Below are 14,787 nucleotides of genomic sequence, written 5' to 3'. Positions count from 1 at the left end.
GTATGTTTAATTTATTTAAGAAAGCAACACACAAAAAACTTGAAATCAATCTCCACAACAATTCAATGATTATTAACGGAACTAGCTTGTCTTTTCCTTTGTCATTGAAAGATATTGAAACTGTTTTGGGGAAGCCTAATCAGGTTGTCAAAAGAGAAAATAAGTTTATTAAATACATTTATGACAATATTGGTATTGTATTTGAACATTCTTTCTCGATTAAAAATCATTTAAAAAAATCTAAAACATACATTGATGAGGAACATTTGATTTCTACTGTTTTCCTCTACTATGGTGATGTTGTAAAATCTATGACTGGAGAGAAAGAATTGCCAAAGCAACCATGTCAAGCTGTGGTATTATCAGATGGAAAATCTCCTTATTTCTTTTCTGATAGGCATAGAGTAGGGGATTTTAACCTTATTTTATGGACTCCTTATGGAACTAATTTTAAAGGAATTGCAGAGACAATCACAGACACACTTTCTATTTCCTTCTTTCCAGAGATAAAACGTGAACGGGAAATTTACAAGTTAAAAGAAACTGATGAAGAAGTGCTTTCCTTTGAAAATATAAATTTGAAATTAGCCATTATCCAGGTTTTAATGTATGATTTAGAGGTTTTGAAACCTGTTTTTAATATTTTTGATTTTGCAGAGGAAGCCAGTGAGTTGAACATCGACACAGAAAGTATGGAGATTATTCAGCCAGCACTGGATTATATGATAAATCTTCCTATACCTAAGAAATATGCTGAACAAGTTCAAGAAATCGATATGGATGGAGGTAACGAGATTTATATGAATCTGATACCTCAGTGGGACGGTGAAGATGATAGTTTCGATCTAAATGAAGTTAGTCTTAAAGAACTGCAACAGTTTCCAAATCTGAAGAAAGCGACAATTATGACTAGTAATTTTGAACAAGTTAAGGATATTTTTAAGAGTCAAGGAATAAAAGTAGAACTACTATAAACGTCATTTTTAACTAGATTTAATAAGTTTTCTCAAGACGGAGTGTCAAAGGATACTAGTAGCAAGCATTCTACTCTACATGATTTTTAACATTGAAAACTTAAGAATTTTAAAATTTAATATTAAAGAATTATTAGGCGAGAGAACAATCTATTTAAATTCAGGACATCCAATTTTTAATTTTAAGAATTTAGTTATATAATGACATAGTATTAAAAAGCTATATTGAAACTTATTTTTTTATAGTTAGGTTGTAAGGAGAATAATAAATGAAAAAAATTATGGTAATCATCAATCCAACCTCTGGTGGCGAAAAAGCTTTGGATTATAAGGTGAAACTGGAGAATAAAGCTAGAGACTATTTTGAAGATGTGGAAATTAAAATTACGGAGAAAGCGCAAGATGCCACAAACTTTGCTGAAGAAGCTTCTCGTGAGCAATATGATGCTGTTCTTGTTTTTGGTGGAGATGGGACTGTCAATGAAGTAATCTCTGGTATCGCGGAAAAAGACTACATTCCTAAACTTGCGATCATCCCAGGAGGAACTGGAAATCTCATTACGAAACTATTAGAAATCAATCAAGATATTGATGGTGCCATTGACGAGCTTGATTTTAGTTCTACCAATAAGATTGATATCGGAAAATCAAATGGGCACTATTTCGGATACATTTTTAGTATTGGTTCATTACCAGAAGCTATCCACAACGTTGGGATAGAAGATAAAACGAAGTTTGGCGTGCTCGCCTATGCGATTAATACCATGAAGTCAGTGGTTACAGATCAAGCATTTAACATTACTGTTGAGACTGAAAATGGAAATTACATCGGCCCTGCCAGCCATGTCTTGGTTCTCCTTACCAATTATTTCGCTGACAAAAAAATCTTTGATGAAGACAAGGATGGTTATGCTAATATTTTGATTTTAAAAGATGCCTCAATCCTTACTAAATTGTCAGTTATCCCTGATTTATTAAAAGGGGATGTCGTCGTGAATGAGAATATCGAGTATATAAAAGCTCGTCATATAAAAATTTCTTCTGATTCTGAATTAGAAACAGATGTTGATGGTGACAAATCTGATGACCTACCAGTAGAAATCAAGGTGCTAGGTCAGCATATCGAAGTCTATTCTCAACCGAAAGAATAAGATTTTTAAACTTTGACAATTCTTTTTAACGATATTTTTTAATAAAGGAATGCCTATGAAATTTAAAAGATTAGCGACTATTGGTCTTTGCTCAACACTTCTTTTGACCTTAGTAGCTTGTAGTCAAACTCAAAAGACTTCTGATAGTACTGCTGAAACTTCAGTGACTCAATCACAGTCGAATCAACTTTCCTGGAAAGCAACTTATAGCAATTTGAACAATCAACCGAGCGAAGAAGAAGTTCGGAAATCCTTGGCTGCACATTTGGATAAAGATAGTGTCGATGCATTTTTCAACCTTGTAAATGATTACAACGCGACAGTCGGTTCAGTAGGCTTAACTGGAGATTTTTCTACATTTACCAAAACAGACTATGATGTTGAAAAGATAAGCAATCTTTGGACACCTAAAAAGGGTGATTTTGTCGGTACCAATTGTCGTATTAACAGTTATTGTTTATTAAAAAATTCTATCGAAATTCCTAAATTAGAGAAAGATGATTCTCTCTTGTTTGTCGATAATGATGCCATTGATAAAGGAAAGGTCTTTGGTGCAGAAGACAAGGATGCTTTTGATATTTTATTCTCAAGAGTCAAGACCGAAGCAACGACAGATGTCAAAGTTCATGCTGAAAAGATGGAAAAATTCCTTTCTCAATTCAAGTTTAATAAAAATGCAAGAATGCTCTCAGTAGTCGTCCATGATGACTTGGATGGTCAATCGCTCTTTATTGGCCATGTCGGGATACTTGTACCAAGCGAGGATGGCTATCTCTTTGTCGAAAAGCTGACCTTTGAAGAGCCTTATCAAGCCATCAAATTTGCGACCAAGGAAGATTGTTACAAATATCTAGATACAAAATACGAAAACTATACAGGAGAAGGTCTAGCTAAACCATTTATTATGGATAATGATAAGTGGGTTCAATTTTAAGGGAGTAGACATTATGGATGCATTGTTTGGACTGATAGTCATATTCCTAATTGGGGTATGGGCTGTTTGGGTTATCAAAGGAAACCAGCAGAGATCAAGAAAAAATGAAAGGTTTATTGGTTATATCAATCGATACGATGAAGATGGAGAACCCTACCAAGCAGAGATTTGGGAAGTCAATGAAGATGAGGAGTAGACATATGGAATTACAAGATTTTACGAAACAAGAACAAGAAATGATTAAAAAGGGATTAACTTTCTCTAAGCTGAACGATAAGGAAACTGCAGACAAAATTATCGCGCTGATTCCTCAAGAATATATTAAGCGTATCCCATTTTTTGTTAGAAAACATGCGATTACACGTACTGTTAAGAGAATATCTCTTGAGTATCCGGAATTATACGCTGTTGCTGAACAAGAAGGGCAACTTCCAGAAAAAGAAGCTCAAGAATTGCGACAAATTCTTACAGATATTTTCCAAGAGAAAATGAAAAAGCATAAAATCAATTAGGAGAGCCTAAACGCTCATCTATTTGATTATATGCTTACTAATGACTAAAGCTAACACTCCATCATTCCCACATGCTATGTTGGGCTCTGACTCCATAGCTATCAATCGAACCATCTGAATTGAACTTGGATTCAATACGGTAACTTTTCCAGAGGTCGTAATCTGCTGTTTGAATGGTTAGGATAAAGTTAGTATCTTTATCAGAGACGTTATAATCAGCTGGATTGACTTCAAAGATATCGATTAATTTTCGTGTTTGAAAGTCTTGGAGCTTGAGATTTGCTAGCTTGACATGATTGATGGAAATTTCTTCTAGTTGATTGTTATCCTTAGGTGTTCTGTAATAGGTGATGACACAATTCTTGAGTTGATCAGTATCTCTTCCCGTAGGAGTAAGGCTCATAAAGCCGTAGGACTGTTTATCCCGCTTGACTTCGAGAAGCTGACCGTAGTAGAAGTGGTTGTTTTTGGGATTGGTGATGGAACTCTCTGGATTTTTATCTTCGAAGCTAAAGCCTTGGTCCAAAAGCTCGGAAGCCTTGGTCTCACCGATAATGACAGTGGTATCTTGAATGGTTACTGAAACAGGTTGAGCTGGAAGTCCACTCATCATCATGCAAAACATAAAAACATAACTCGTTAAAAAAGCTGTCCCGATAAAAGCGTTGGTTGATGCATAGACATGACTGTTTTGAAAGTTTTTTCTTATAGCCAGTACAACAAATTTGCCAATACTTTTTAAAACCATACTAACAATTACGATAAAAAATTGTTTTTTCAAACATTCATAAATGGCTTGAGGAAAGCTATTACCATGATAGTAGAAGACAGACAATACGAGTAGATTTACGATTAAATAGATTAGCAAGAACCAATGAATCTCTTTAAGGGCATTAGCATCAGTGATTTCTTCATAGTCAACGTGAATTCTTCCTTGAACAGCATGGCCAAGTTTATAAATCCATTTGGGAATGTCTTTGCCTTTTTTAACCGCAACTACAAATCTAATATAGAGATAGATAGTAAAGCACAAGGATAGAAAGAAAAGAGCATAAAATCCTAAAACAATAGTGGTGAGCATGGCTACTTCCCCCGTTTTTCAATTGCTAGAGAACAATTTTGTTAGCTCCATTATAGCACTTTCTAGGGAAATAGAGCTAGAAATATCAGCAGTTTCCTTAAAGATAAAAAGATGAGAATTATTGCCATTTAAGCTTTACCGATTGTACTGATAGAAGGTGGTCCCTTCTTCTTGCTGGTTTTATTAGTTGGGAATTGGGAATTAAAGAGAAAGATAAGATTTGAGAGAGAACATAAAGGAGTAGAGAACCATGGGTAGAACGGTGATTATAGGTATTTTAATAGTTTATGCAATCTTTAATCTGCTACTCGGTCTGGGCTTTTATCTCTTTCTAAAAAAGAGGAAAGAGAATGGGCAGTCATTGTACGAAACTCCTGTAAATCAACAAACTCGAACAGAAAAACTGGGGCTAGGCGAGATTTTGGTCTACCTGTCCCTGATTGCAATTGCAGGGCTCTTTGCTTTTCAGACCTTAAATAAAGGTGGTGTTGGGAATTCTATTTTAGCTAAAATGATCCTCCTCCCAGCTATAATGGCTCTTTTCAATGCAAGAAAAAGGACTGGAAAGTCTTTACTTGCCCTCCTTATAACCTTTATGGTCTTTCTAGTAGGAGTTATGTTTCATATCACGATTGGTTTGCCACCTCAAGCACCGATTTTGCAAATTAATGAAAGTAAAATCATTTTAGCAGAAACAAAAGCAAGTGATCTGATGGAAGCTGGATTTGATATCTATGTCAGACAAGGTGATGGTGGTAGCGACTACGAAGACCTCCTGACAGATGGCAGTTTCCAGAAGTATTCGGGCAATAAAACAGTCACTATCGAAAAAGGCTTCAGACTTGATAGCAATGCTGTTCCTTACGCTCCCTATCTCCTGGCAAAAGATGGCATAGTACTGGGCAGTATTTCCTTTTACGGTGCTGAGGACCAGAATGTGGCTTTAGAAGATTCTAAGGTTATTCAGATTCGATTTAATAAGGACAGTATTGAAGAAGCAAAGAAACATTCTATCACTTTCAAGTTAGATGAACTCGACTTGACTAGTCGACTGGACCTTCCACTTGTTCAAGAAACTTTCAAAAAGCATCTATGGTCAATCCCCCCATCAAATACAAGTGATGTCACTCAATTGTGGTATGGATTACAGTGGTCAAGTAACAGCGACTCTCTATTTTGGAATGAGTATTATAGTCTTATCCGTCTAGATGAAAATTATTTGATGACTGATTTTGAACTAGCTGCCAAAGTAGCGCGTGATGAGTAAATACGATTTTGAATAGTTGAATTTGCTTATGCCTATCTAAAGGAATTAATCTATTTAGTTCCTTTTTTATTATTTAAAGGCAAATTTGAAATAGTTTTCAATTTTGGGGTATAGTAAAAATACGAACAAAAATGTAAATAATTTATAAAGTTCCCCCAAAATACTTTACAAACTTTTGTAAACATGATATAGTTATAAGGCTTAGAAAATGAGATGATGTTTTCTAGCAAATATAAACCCGAGTAAAAAATGCCTACGGACAGGCAGGGTTGAATGCCGAAGCGTGGTTGAAAAGCCGCATTATTGATAGGGTTAAAAGCCTACTTTTATAAGTTGATGTTAGGACATTAGTTCTAATTCGTATAGATTTGTTAGTGTGGTGAAAGCACACGTCATCTTGTGAAACGATCAATAAAGTACGTAATATTTGCTACTAGAGAGTTAGGAAACATCAGGAACAGACATACTCAAAAGAAACAAACATAAACACGTCAGTAGATTGTAGAGCAGGTGCCAACCTGCTCTTTTTTCATAAGTATCCTTTAGAACCTTGCATAAGGTGAAAATAACTATGATAAAGGAGTATGTCTCTAAAATGTTAAATCAAAACCAAGCTCCTATTTATGAGGGACTGGTCAAGTTACGAAAAAAAAGAATTGTACCTTTCGATGTACCAGGTCATAAGCGTGGCCGCGGGAATCCGGAATTAGTGGAACTTTTAGGGGAAAAATGCGTTGGTATTGATGTCAATTCTATGAAGCCCTTGGACAATCTAGGACATCCTATTTCGATTATTAGAGAAGCGGAAGAGCTAGCGGCAGAAGCTTTTGGTGCTGCTCATGCCTTTTTGATGATTGGTGGGACAACTTCATCCGTGCAGACCATGATTCTTTCTACCTGTAAATCAGGTGATAAAATCATCCTTCCTCGAAATGTCCATAAATCAGCTATTAATGCACTCGTTTTATGCGGTGCTATTCCTATCTATATCGAGATGAGTGTTGATCCAAAAATCGGTATTGCTTTGGGGCTTGAAAATGAGCGTGTGACGCGAGCTATTAAGGACCATCCGGACGCCAAGGCTATCCTAATAAACAATCCAACCTATTATGGGATTTGTTCAGATCTTAAGGGATTAACAGAGATGGCTCACGCCGCAGGAATGAAAGTCTTAGTAGATGAGGCGCACGGTGCTCATCTGCACTTTACAGATAAACTTCCTCTGTCTGCTATGGACGCAGGAGCAGATATGTCAGCTGTATCCATGCATAAGTCCGGTGGCAGCTTGACTCAAAGCTCGCTCCTTCTCGTTGGCAATCAGATGAATCCTGAGTACGTACGCCAGATTATTAATCTGACACAGTCAACATCAGCATCCTACTTGCTAATGGCTAGTCTAGATGTTTCTCGTAGAAACCTAGCCCTTCGTGGTAAGGAGTCCTTTGAGAAAGTTATTGAGCTATCTGAGTACGCACGTCGTGAAATCAATGCCATCGGTGGCTACTATGCCTATTCAAAAGAACTAGTAGATGGTGTCTCAGTTTGTGATTTTGATGTAACCAAGCTGTCAGTTTACACTCAGGGGATTGGTCTAACAGGTATTGAGGTTTATGACCTCTTACGAGATGAATATGACATTCAGATCGAGTTTGGTGATATCGGGAATATCTTGGCCTACATTTCAATTGGTGACCGTATCCAAGACATTGAACGCTTGGTCGGTGCTTTGGCTGATATCAAGAGACTATACTCACGAGATGGGAAGGACTTGATTGCTGGAGAATATATCCAACCAGAGTTGGTGCTATCTCCTCAGGAAGCCTTCTATGCAGAGAGAAGAAGTTTAACCTTAGACGAATCCGTTGGCCAGGTCTGTGGGGAATTTGTCATGTGCTATCCTCCAGGAATTCCAATTCTAGCGCCAGGTGAACGGATTACACGAGAAATTGTCGATTATATAAAATTCGCCAAAGAACGTGGTTGCTCCCTCCAAGGAACGGAAGATCCAGAGGTCAATCACATCAATGTTATTGAGAGAAAGGAGAACTAGATGGATTTATGGTTTTCTGAAGTTCATACTCCAGATGTCAAGTTAACAATGAGAACAGCCAAACAGCTTTATTCTGGTCAAAGTGAATGGCAGGATATCGAGGTTCTGGACACCCCAGCTTTTGGGAAAGTGTTAATTTTAAATGGGCATGTCTTGTTTTCAGATGCAGATGATTTTGTCTACAACGAAATGACAGTTCACGTTCCTATGGCTGTCCATCCAAATCCAAAGAAAGTCTTGGTTATTGGGGGTGGTGACGGTGGTGTTGCCCAAGTATTAACCCTCTATCCAGAATTGGAACAAATCGATATTGTAGAACCAGATGAGATGCTGGTTGAGGTTTGTCGAGAATACTTCCCAGATTTTGCTGCAGGACTTGATGACCCTCGTGTCACCATTTACTACCAAAATGGGCTTAGATTTTTGAGAAACTGTGAAGATGATTACGACATCATCATCAACGATGCGACAGATCCATTTGGCCATACGGAAGGGCTCTTTACCAAGGAATTTTACGGCAATAGCTATAGAGCCTTGAAAGAAGACGGAATCATGATTTATCAGCATGGTAGTCCTTTCTTTGACGAAGATGAGTCAGCATGCCGAAGCATGCACCGCAAGGTCAATCAAGCCTTTCCAATTAGCCGGGTTTACCAAGCACATATCCCAACTAGTCCTGCTGGCTATTGGTTGTTTGGATTTGCATCGAAAAAATATCACCCTGTCAAAGATTTTGACAAGGAAGGCTGGAAAAAACGCCAGTTATTTACGGAATATTACACTGCAAACTTACATGTGGGAGCCTTTATGTTGCCTAAGTATGTAGAAGACATTTTAGAAGAAGAGGAAGGAAAAAAATGAGTCGTTTATTAGTTATTGGATGTGGGGGAGTTGCCCAAGTTGCTATTTCAAAGATTTGCCAAGATAGCGAAACTTTTAAAGAAATTATGATTGCTAGCCGTACCAAGTCAAAATGCGATGACTTAAAGGCTAAATTAGAAGGCAAAACAAATACTAAGATTGAGACAGCTGCTCTTGATGCAGACAAGGTAGAAGAAGTGATTGCCTTGATTGAAAGCTACAAACCAGAAGCTGTTTTGAACGTAGCTTTGCCTTATCAAGACTTGACCATCATGGATGCTTGTTTGGCAACAGGTGTCCACTATATCGATACTGCCAACTATGAGGCTGAGGACACAGAAGATCCTGAATGGCGTGCTATTTATGAGAAACGTTGTAAGGAACTTGGTTTTACAGCCTACTTTGACTACTCATGGCAATGGGCTTATCAAGAAAAATTCAAGGAAGCAGGCCTAACAGCTCTTCTTGGTTCTGGTTTTGACCCAGGGGTAACCAGCGTCTTTTCAGCTTATGCACTCAAACATTACTTTGATGAAATCCACTATATCGATATTTTAGACTGTAATGGTGGTGACCACGGTTACCCATTTGCGACAAACTTTAACCCAGAAATCAATCTACGTGAGGTTTCTGCACCAGGTTCTTACTGGGAAGATGGAAAATGGGTAGAAGTCGAAGCTATGTCTATCAAACGTGAGTATGATTTCCCTCAAGTTGGTCAAAAAGACATGTATCTCCTCCACCATGAAGAAATCGAATCATTAGCAAAGAATATTCCAGGTGTTAAACGCATTCGTTTCTTTATGACTTTTGGCCAATCTTATCTAACGCACATGAAATGCTTGGAAAATGTTGGGCTTCTTCGTACAGATGCCATTAATTTTAACGGACAAGAAATTGTTCCAATCCAATTCTTGAAAGCCTTACTTCCAGATCCTGCAAGCCTTGGACCACGTACTGTCGGAAAAACAAATATCGGATGTATCTTTACAGGTATCAAAGATGGCGTTGAAAAGACAATCTACATCTACAATGTTTGCGACCATCAGGAATGCTATGCAGAGGTTGGTTCACAAGCCATTTCTTACACAACAGGTGTTCCAGCCATGATTGGAACAAAATTAGTGATGGATGACACTTGGAAACAACCAGGAGTTTATAACCTTGAAGAGTTGGATCCAGACCCATTCATGGAAGCTTTAAATAAATACGGTTTGCCATGGGTTGTGGTTGAAAATCCACAAATGGTGGACTAATGAAATTAGAACAAGTACCAACGCCTTCTTATATCATTGACTTAGGAAAATTAGAAGAGAATTGCCGCATTCTACTAGAGGTTCAGGAAAAGGCAGGTTGTAAGGTTTTGCTTGCTCAAAAGGCTTATTCTCTCTATAAAACCTATCCTTTAATTAGTCAATATTTGTCAGGTACGACAGCTAGTGGACTCTATGAAGCGAAGTTGGCTAGGGAAGAATTTCCAGGGGAAGTCCATGTATTTGCGCCTGCTTTCAAGGAATCAGATATGGAAGAGCTAATGCAAATATCGGATCATATTGATTTTAACTCAGAGAGACAACTTCGAAAGTATGGTCAACGTTGTCGTGAGGCTGGTATCAGTGTGGGTCTTCGCATCAATCCTCAATGTTCAACGCAGGGTGACCACGCGCTTTATGATCCTTGTGCTCCTGGCTCTCGTTTTGGAGTGACTTCAGACAAGATACCAAGTGATTTATTGGAGTTGGTTGACGGACTTCATTTTCATACTCTCTGTGAGCAAGGGGCAGATGATTTACAAACGACTTTGAAAGCAGTAGAAGACCAGTTTGGTGCCTATTTGCACCAAGTTAAATGGCTCAATATGGGTGGTGGTCATCATATTACGAGAGATGACTATGATGTGGACTTACTGATTTCTGAGATTAAACGCATTCGAGAAACCTATAACCTTGACGTCTACATTGAACCTGGAGAAGCCATTGCCCTTAATGCGGGTTATCTAGCAACAGAAGTCTTAGATATTGTTGAAAACGGGATTGAGACCTTGGTGCTAGACGCCTCGGCAAGCTGCCATATGCCAGATGTTCTTGAGATGCCTTATCGTCCCCCATTAAGAGATGGATTTGAAGCGCAAGAAAAACCTTATACTTATAGACTCTCTTCAAATACTTGCCTGACAGGGGATATCATTGGGGATTACAGCTTTGAAAAACCGATTGAAATTGGCGATCGCCTCTATTTTGAAGACATGGCTATTTACTCCTTTGTCAAAAACAATACCTTTAACGGCATTGGGCTTCCAAGTTTGTATCTCATGGATAAAGAGGGTGAGTGTAGTTTGATTAAAGCATTTGGCTACCAAGACTTTAAGGAGAGATTATCATGATGGACAGCCCAAAGAAATTAGGTTATCGTATGCCTGCAGAGTATGAGCCCCATCATGGAACTCTCATGATATGGCCGACTCGACCCGGATCTTGGCCTTTTCAAGGAAAAGCTGCAAAAAAAGCATTTACTCAGATCATCGAGACCATATCAGAAGGGGAAACAGTTTACCTTTTGGTGGAGCAAGACTATCTATCTGAAGCACAATCCTATCTTGGAGACAATGTTGTTTATCTAGATATTCAGACAAATGATGCCTGGGCACGTGATACTGGTCCGACAATTCTCCTCAATGATAAAAGAGAAAAATTAGCACTAGACTGGTCTTTCAATGCTTGGGGTGGTGATGTGGATGGTCTCTACCAAGACTATGAAGCAGATGACCAAGTAGCTAGTCGTTTTGCAAAAGTATTAGAGATGCCTGTTTATGATGCCAAACCTTTTGTACTAGAAGGCGGAGCTATTCACAGTGACGGTCAGGGAACGATTCTTGTTACAGAAAGCTGCTTGCTCAGTCCGGGTCGCAATCCTCACCTGACTAAAGAAGAGATTGAAAAGACCTTACTAGAGACCCTTGGTGCCGACAAAGTTATTTGGTTGCCTTACGGTATTTATCAAGATGAGACAAATGAACACGTCGACAATGTTGCTGCCTTTGTTGGTCCTGCAGAGCTTGTTTTAGCTTGGACAGACGACCAAGATGATCCTCAGTATGCCATGTCTGCAGCTGATTTAGCTCTCTTAGAGAAGGAAACTGATGCAAAAGGCCGTAGTTTCACTATTCATAAACTTCCAATCCCAGCTATTCATCAAGTAGTTACAGAGGAGGATTTGCCGGGCTATACTTATGAAGAAGGCGAAGAGGAGCGTTATGCAGGTGAAAGACTAGCAGCATCCTATGTGAATTTTTATATCGCCAATAAGTCTGTCTTGGTGCCACAATTTCAGGATGAAAACGACCAAGTTGCCTTGGATATTCTGAGCCAGTGTTTTCCAGACCGTGAAGTTGTCGGAATTCCTGCAAGAGATATTCTTTTAGGTGGTGGAAATATCCACTGTATTACCCAACAAATTCCAGAATAGGAGAAAAAGATGAAAAATGTAACGGTTGCAGCTATTCAGATGCAATGCGCTAAGGATGTGGAAACCAATATCCAAACAGCTGAGCGTTTAGTTCGCCAAGCTGCTGAGCAAGGAGCCCAGATCATTCTTTTACCAGAATTATTTGAACGTCCCTATTTCTGTCAGGAGCGTCAGTATGACTACTACCAGTATGCCCAGTCGGTGACAGAAAATACAGCTATTCAGCATTTTAAAGTAATTGCCAAAGAGCTAGAGGTGGTTTTACCTATTAGTTTCTATGAAAAAGATGGTAATGTCTTATACAATTCCATTGCTGTCATTGATGCGGATGGAGAAGTACTAGGAGTTTATCGGAAGACTCATATCCCAGATGACCATTATTATCAGGAAAAATTCTTTTTCACACCTGGAAACACAGGCTTCAAGGTCTGGGACACTCGCTATGCCAAGATTGGAATCGGAATCTGTTGGGATCAATGGTTCCCTGAAACTGCCCGTTGTCTTGCTCTAAATGGCGCAGAATTACTCTTTTATCCAACAGCTATTGGATCAGAGCCTATTTTGGATACAGATAGTTGTGGTCATTGGCAACGTACCATGCAAGGACATGCAGCAGCAAATATCGTCCCAGTTATCGCAGCCAATCGTTATGGTTTAGAAGAAGTCACTCCTTGCGAGGAAAATGGAGGACAAAGTTCCAGTCTTAACTTCTACGGTTCATCCTTTATGACGGATGAAACAGGAGCTATTTTAAGTCAAGCCGAACGACAAGATGAAGCAATCCTCTTAACCACTTATGACCTTGACAAGGGAGCAAATGAACGACTTAACTGGGGTCTCTTTAGAGATAGAAGACCAGATATGTATAAAGATATTGTCAGATGAAAAAGCCTATCGTAGGCTTTTTTCTATACATACTATAATAATTTTTTGATAATGTCCTAGGATTCTGATAAAATGGGGTATAAGAAGTTTTAAAATTTTAAATGACAGTTTTTTAAAATTAAAACATTTTGAGAGGTAAAATATGATTACAGGCGAATTAAAGAATAAGATTGATCAGCTTTGGGAAATGCTATGGACAGAGGGGAATGCGAATCCTTTGACCAACATTGAGCAATTGACTTATCTTTTATTTATGAAGGATTTGGACAGAGTTGAACTTGGACGAGAAAATGATGCTGAATTTCTAGGTATTCCCTATGAGGGAATTTTCCCAAAAGATAAACCCGAATATCGTTGGTCAACCTTTAAGAACTTAGGAGATGCCCAAGAAGTTTATCGTCTGATGTCACAAGAGATTTTTCCATTTATTAAGAATCTGAAGGGGGATACTGACGATACAGCTTTTTCACGTTATATGCGTGAAGCGATTTTTCAAATCAATAAACCTGCTACCTTACAAAAGGCGATAGCTGCTCTGGATGAGTTACCTACGGATATAAAAGATATTGGAGACATCTACGAGTATCTATTGTCAAAATTATCTCAGGCAGGGGCAAATGGTCAATTTCGTACTCCTCGTCATATCATTGATATGATGGTTGAGCTAATGCAACCGACAATTAAGGATATTATTTCAGATCCTGCCATGGGGTCTGCAGGATTTTTAGTTTCTGCAAGTCGCTACCTAGACCGAAGAAAAGAAGAGTGGCAAACAAATATTGACAGTGTAAAGCATTTCCACAATACTATGTTTCATGGGAATGATACGGATACGACAATGTTGAGACTTGGTGCTATGAACATGATGCTCCATGGGGTTGAAAATCCCCAAATTTGCTATCTAGACTCACTATCTCAAGATAATGAAGAAGCTGATAAATATACTCTAGTTTTAGCCAATCCACCTTTCAAAGGATCTCTTGATTATGATTCAACCTCTGGAGATTTGTTGGCTACGATTAAGACTAAGAAGACAGAGTTGCTTTTCCTTGCCCTTTTCTTACGCACTTTGAAGCCAGGTGGACGTGCAGCTGTTATTGTACCGGACGGTGTCCTATTTGGTTCCTCTAAAGCTCATAAAGGGATTCGTCAGGAAATCGTTGAGCATCATAAACTAGATGCAGTTATTTCGATGCCAAGTGGTGTTTTCAAGCCTTATGCAGGGGTTTCAACCGCTATCCTTATCTTCACTAAGACTGGAAATGGTGGAACGGATAAGGTTTGGTTTTACGATATGAAAGCAGACGGTCTGAGTTTAGATGATAAACGCCAGCCTATCAACGAAAATGATATTCCAGATATTATTCAACGATACCATCAATTAGAGAAAGAAACAGATCGTAAGAGAACAGACCAGTCCTTCCTTGTTCCAGTTGATGAGATTAAGGAAAATGATTTTGATTTGTCCATCAATAAATACAAAGAAATCGAGTATGAAAAAGTTGACTATGAACCAACAGAAGTCATCTTAAAGAAAATCAATGATCTAGAAAAAGAAATTCAAGCTGGCTTAGCAGAGTTAGAAGAATTACTAAAGTAGGGAGATG

At 38.4% G+C, this 14,787-nt stretch carries 14 protein-coding genes; 13 read left to right on the top strand and 1 reads right to left on the bottom strand.

From position 1 onward, the window contains the following. The first annotated feature begins 2 nt into the window (after positions 1 to 2). The 5 genes from ACWPUA_RS05625 to ACWPUA_RS05605 all read left to right on the top strand — a co-directional run bounded on the left by ACWPUA_RS05625 (position 3) and on the right by ACWPUA_RS05605 (position 3,571). The gene (locus ACWPUA_RS05625) at positions 3 to 974 is read left to right on the top strand and encodes a DUF6892 domain-containing protein (protein WP_454379707.1); all 972 of its coding nucleotides are present in this window, start codon (positions 3 to 5) and stop codon (positions 972 to 974) included. A gap of 269 nt (positions 975 to 1,243) precedes the next feature. Beyond that, positions 1,244 to 2,125, top strand: a complete 882-nt coding sequence (locus tag ACWPUA_RS05620; RefSeq protein ID WP_454379705.1) for a diacylglycerol/lipid kinase family protein — start codon at positions 1,244 to 1,246, stop codon at positions 2,123 to 2,125. Positions 2,126 to 2,180: 55 nt separating this feature from the next. Then, entirely contained in the window at positions 2,181 to 3,059 is an 879-nt protein-coding gene (locus ACWPUA_RS05615) for a DUF4300 family protein (RefSeq protein WP_454379703.1), read from the top strand. 13 nt (positions 3,060 to 3,072) lie between these two features. Further along, entirely contained in the window at positions 3,073 to 3,255 is a 183-nt protein-coding gene (locus ACWPUA_RS05610) for a hypothetical protein (RefSeq protein ID WP_281137160.1), read from the top strand. Positions 3,256 to 3,259: 4 nt separating this feature from the next. Then, positions 3,260 to 3,571, top strand: coding sequence for a hypothetical protein (locus ACWPUA_RS05605; protein WP_454379701.1), 312 nt, complete (start codon positions 3,260 to 3,262; stop codon positions 3,569 to 3,571). Between the two features lie 61 nt (positions 3,572 to 3,632). Here the strand turns inward: ACWPUA_RS05605 and ACWPUA_RS05600 are convergent, their stop codons facing one another. Beyond that, entirely contained in the window at positions 3,633 to 4,652 is a 1,020-nt protein-coding gene (locus ACWPUA_RS05600; RefSeq protein WP_454379699.1) for a hypothetical protein, read from the bottom strand. A gap of 250 nt (positions 4,653 to 4,902) precedes the next feature. Between ACWPUA_RS05600 and ACWPUA_RS05595 the strand changes: the two genes are divergently transcribed. The 8 genes from ACWPUA_RS05595 to ACWPUA_RS05560 all read left to right on the top strand — a co-directional run bounded on the left by ACWPUA_RS05595 (position 4,903) and on the right by ACWPUA_RS05560 (position 14,780). After that, positions 4,903 to 5,919, top strand: a complete 1,017-nt coding sequence (locus ACWPUA_RS05595; protein WP_454379697.1) for a hypothetical protein — start codon at positions 4,903 to 4,905, stop codon at positions 5,917 to 5,919. A 595-nt stretch (positions 5,920 to 6,514) separates the two neighbouring features. After that, a complete protein-coding gene (locus tag ACWPUA_RS05590; protein ID WP_454379695.1) occupies positions 6,515 to 7,969 on the top strand; it encodes an aminotransferase class I/II-fold pyridoxal phosphate-dependent enzyme in 1,455 nt (484 codons plus the stop codon). Then, complete coding sequence (speE, locus tag ACWPUA_RS05585; protein WP_084857435.1) at positions 7,970 to 8,830, top strand: polyamine aminopropyltransferase; 861 nt, start codon at positions 7,970 to 7,972, stop codon at positions 8,828 to 8,830. Next, entirely contained in the window at positions 8,827 to 10,086 is a 1,260-nt protein-coding gene (locus ACWPUA_RS05580; protein ID WP_454379693.1) for a saccharopine dehydrogenase family protein, read from the top strand. The genes speE and ACWPUA_RS05580 overlap by 4 nt, the downstream gene beginning before the upstream one ends. Beyond that, entirely contained in the window at positions 10,086 to 11,213 is a 1,128-nt protein-coding gene (nspC, locus tag ACWPUA_RS05575) for a carboxynorspermidine decarboxylase (RefSeq protein ID WP_454379691.1), read from the top strand. The genes ACWPUA_RS05580 and nspC overlap by 1 nt, the downstream gene beginning before the upstream one ends. Further along, positions 11,210 to 12,295 (top strand): agmatine deiminase, encoded by a 1,086-nt coding sequence (gene aguA, locus ACWPUA_RS05570; RefSeq protein ID WP_454379689.1) that lies wholly within the window; start codon positions 11,210 to 11,212, stop codon positions 12,293 to 12,295. The genes nspC and aguA overlap by 4 nt, the downstream gene beginning before the upstream one ends. 9 nt (positions 12,296 to 12,304) lie before the next feature. After that, complete coding sequence (gene aguB / locus ACWPUA_RS05565) at positions 12,305 to 13,180, top strand: N-carbamoylputrescine amidase (RefSeq protein ID WP_454379687.1); 876 nt, start codon at positions 12,305 to 12,307, stop codon at positions 13,178 to 13,180. 142 nt (positions 13,181 to 13,322) lie between these two features. Further along, on the top strand, positions 13,323 to 14,780 hold the full coding sequence (locus tag ACWPUA_RS05560; RefSeq protein ID WP_454379685.1) for a type I restriction-modification system subunit M: 1,458 nt from the start codon (positions 13,323 to 13,325) through the stop codon (positions 14,778 to 14,780). Positions 14,781 to 14,787 lie beyond the last annotated feature (7 nt).

The organism is Streptococcus sp. Marseille-Q6504, assembly GCF_965111625.1.
Note: the sequence above shows the minus strand (reverse complement) of the source record. Positions and strands in the feature narration are given on the sequence as shown.

Excerpts from the sequence above, each read along its gene's own strand:
- ACWPUA_RS05590 (WP_454379695.1), top strand. The coding sequence starts at position 6,515 with ATGTTAAATCAAAACCAAGCTCCTATTTATGAGGGACTGGTCAAGTTA.
- nspC (WP_454379691.1), top strand. The coding sequence starts at position 10,086 with ATGAAATTAGAACAAGTACCAACGCCTTCTTATATCATTGACTTAGGA.
- ACWPUA_RS05625 (WP_454379707.1), top strand. The coding sequence starts at position 3 with ATGTTTAATTTATTTAAGAAAGCAACACACAAAAAACTTGAAATCAAT.
- ACWPUA_RS05610 (WP_281137160.1), top strand. The coding sequence starts at position 3,073 with ATGGATGCATTGTTTGGACTGATAGTCATATTCCTAATTGGGGTATGG.
- ACWPUA_RS05595 (WP_454379697.1), top strand. The coding sequence starts at position 4,903 with ATGGGTAGAACGGTGATTATAGGTATTTTAATAGTTTATGCAATCTTT.
- aguB (WP_454379687.1), top strand. The coding sequence starts at position 12,305 with ATGAAAAATGTAACGGTTGCAGCTATTCAGATGCAATGCGCTAAGGAT.
- aguA (WP_454379689.1), top strand. The coding sequence starts at position 11,210 with ATGATGGACAGCCCAAAGAAATTAGGTTATCGTATGCCTGCAGAGTAT.
- ACWPUA_RS05580 (WP_454379693.1), top strand. The coding sequence starts at position 8,827 with ATGAGTCGTTTATTAGTTATTGGATGTGGGGGAGTTGCCCAAGTTGCT.
- ACWPUA_RS05600 (WP_454379699.1), bottom strand. The coding sequence starts at position 4,652 with ATGCTCACCACTATTGTTTTAGGATTTTATGCTCTTTTCTTTCTATCC.
- ACWPUA_RS05620 (WP_454379705.1), top strand. The coding sequence starts at position 1,244 with ATGAAAAAAATTATGGTAATCATCAATCCAACCTCTGGTGGCGAAAAA.
- ACWPUA_RS05615 (WP_454379703.1), top strand. The coding sequence starts at position 2,181 with ATGAAATTTAAAAGATTAGCGACTATTGGTCTTTGCTCAACACTTCTT.
- speE (WP_084857435.1), top strand. The coding sequence starts at position 7,970 with ATGGATTTATGGTTTTCTGAAGTTCATACTCCAGATGTCAAGTTAACA.
- ACWPUA_RS05560 (WP_454379685.1), top strand. The coding sequence starts at position 13,323 with ATGATTACAGGCGAATTAAAGAATAAGATTGATCAGCTTTGGGAAATG.
- ACWPUA_RS05605 (WP_454379701.1), top strand. The coding sequence starts at position 3,260 with ATGGAATTACAAGATTTTACGAAACAAGAACAAGAAATGATTAAAAAG.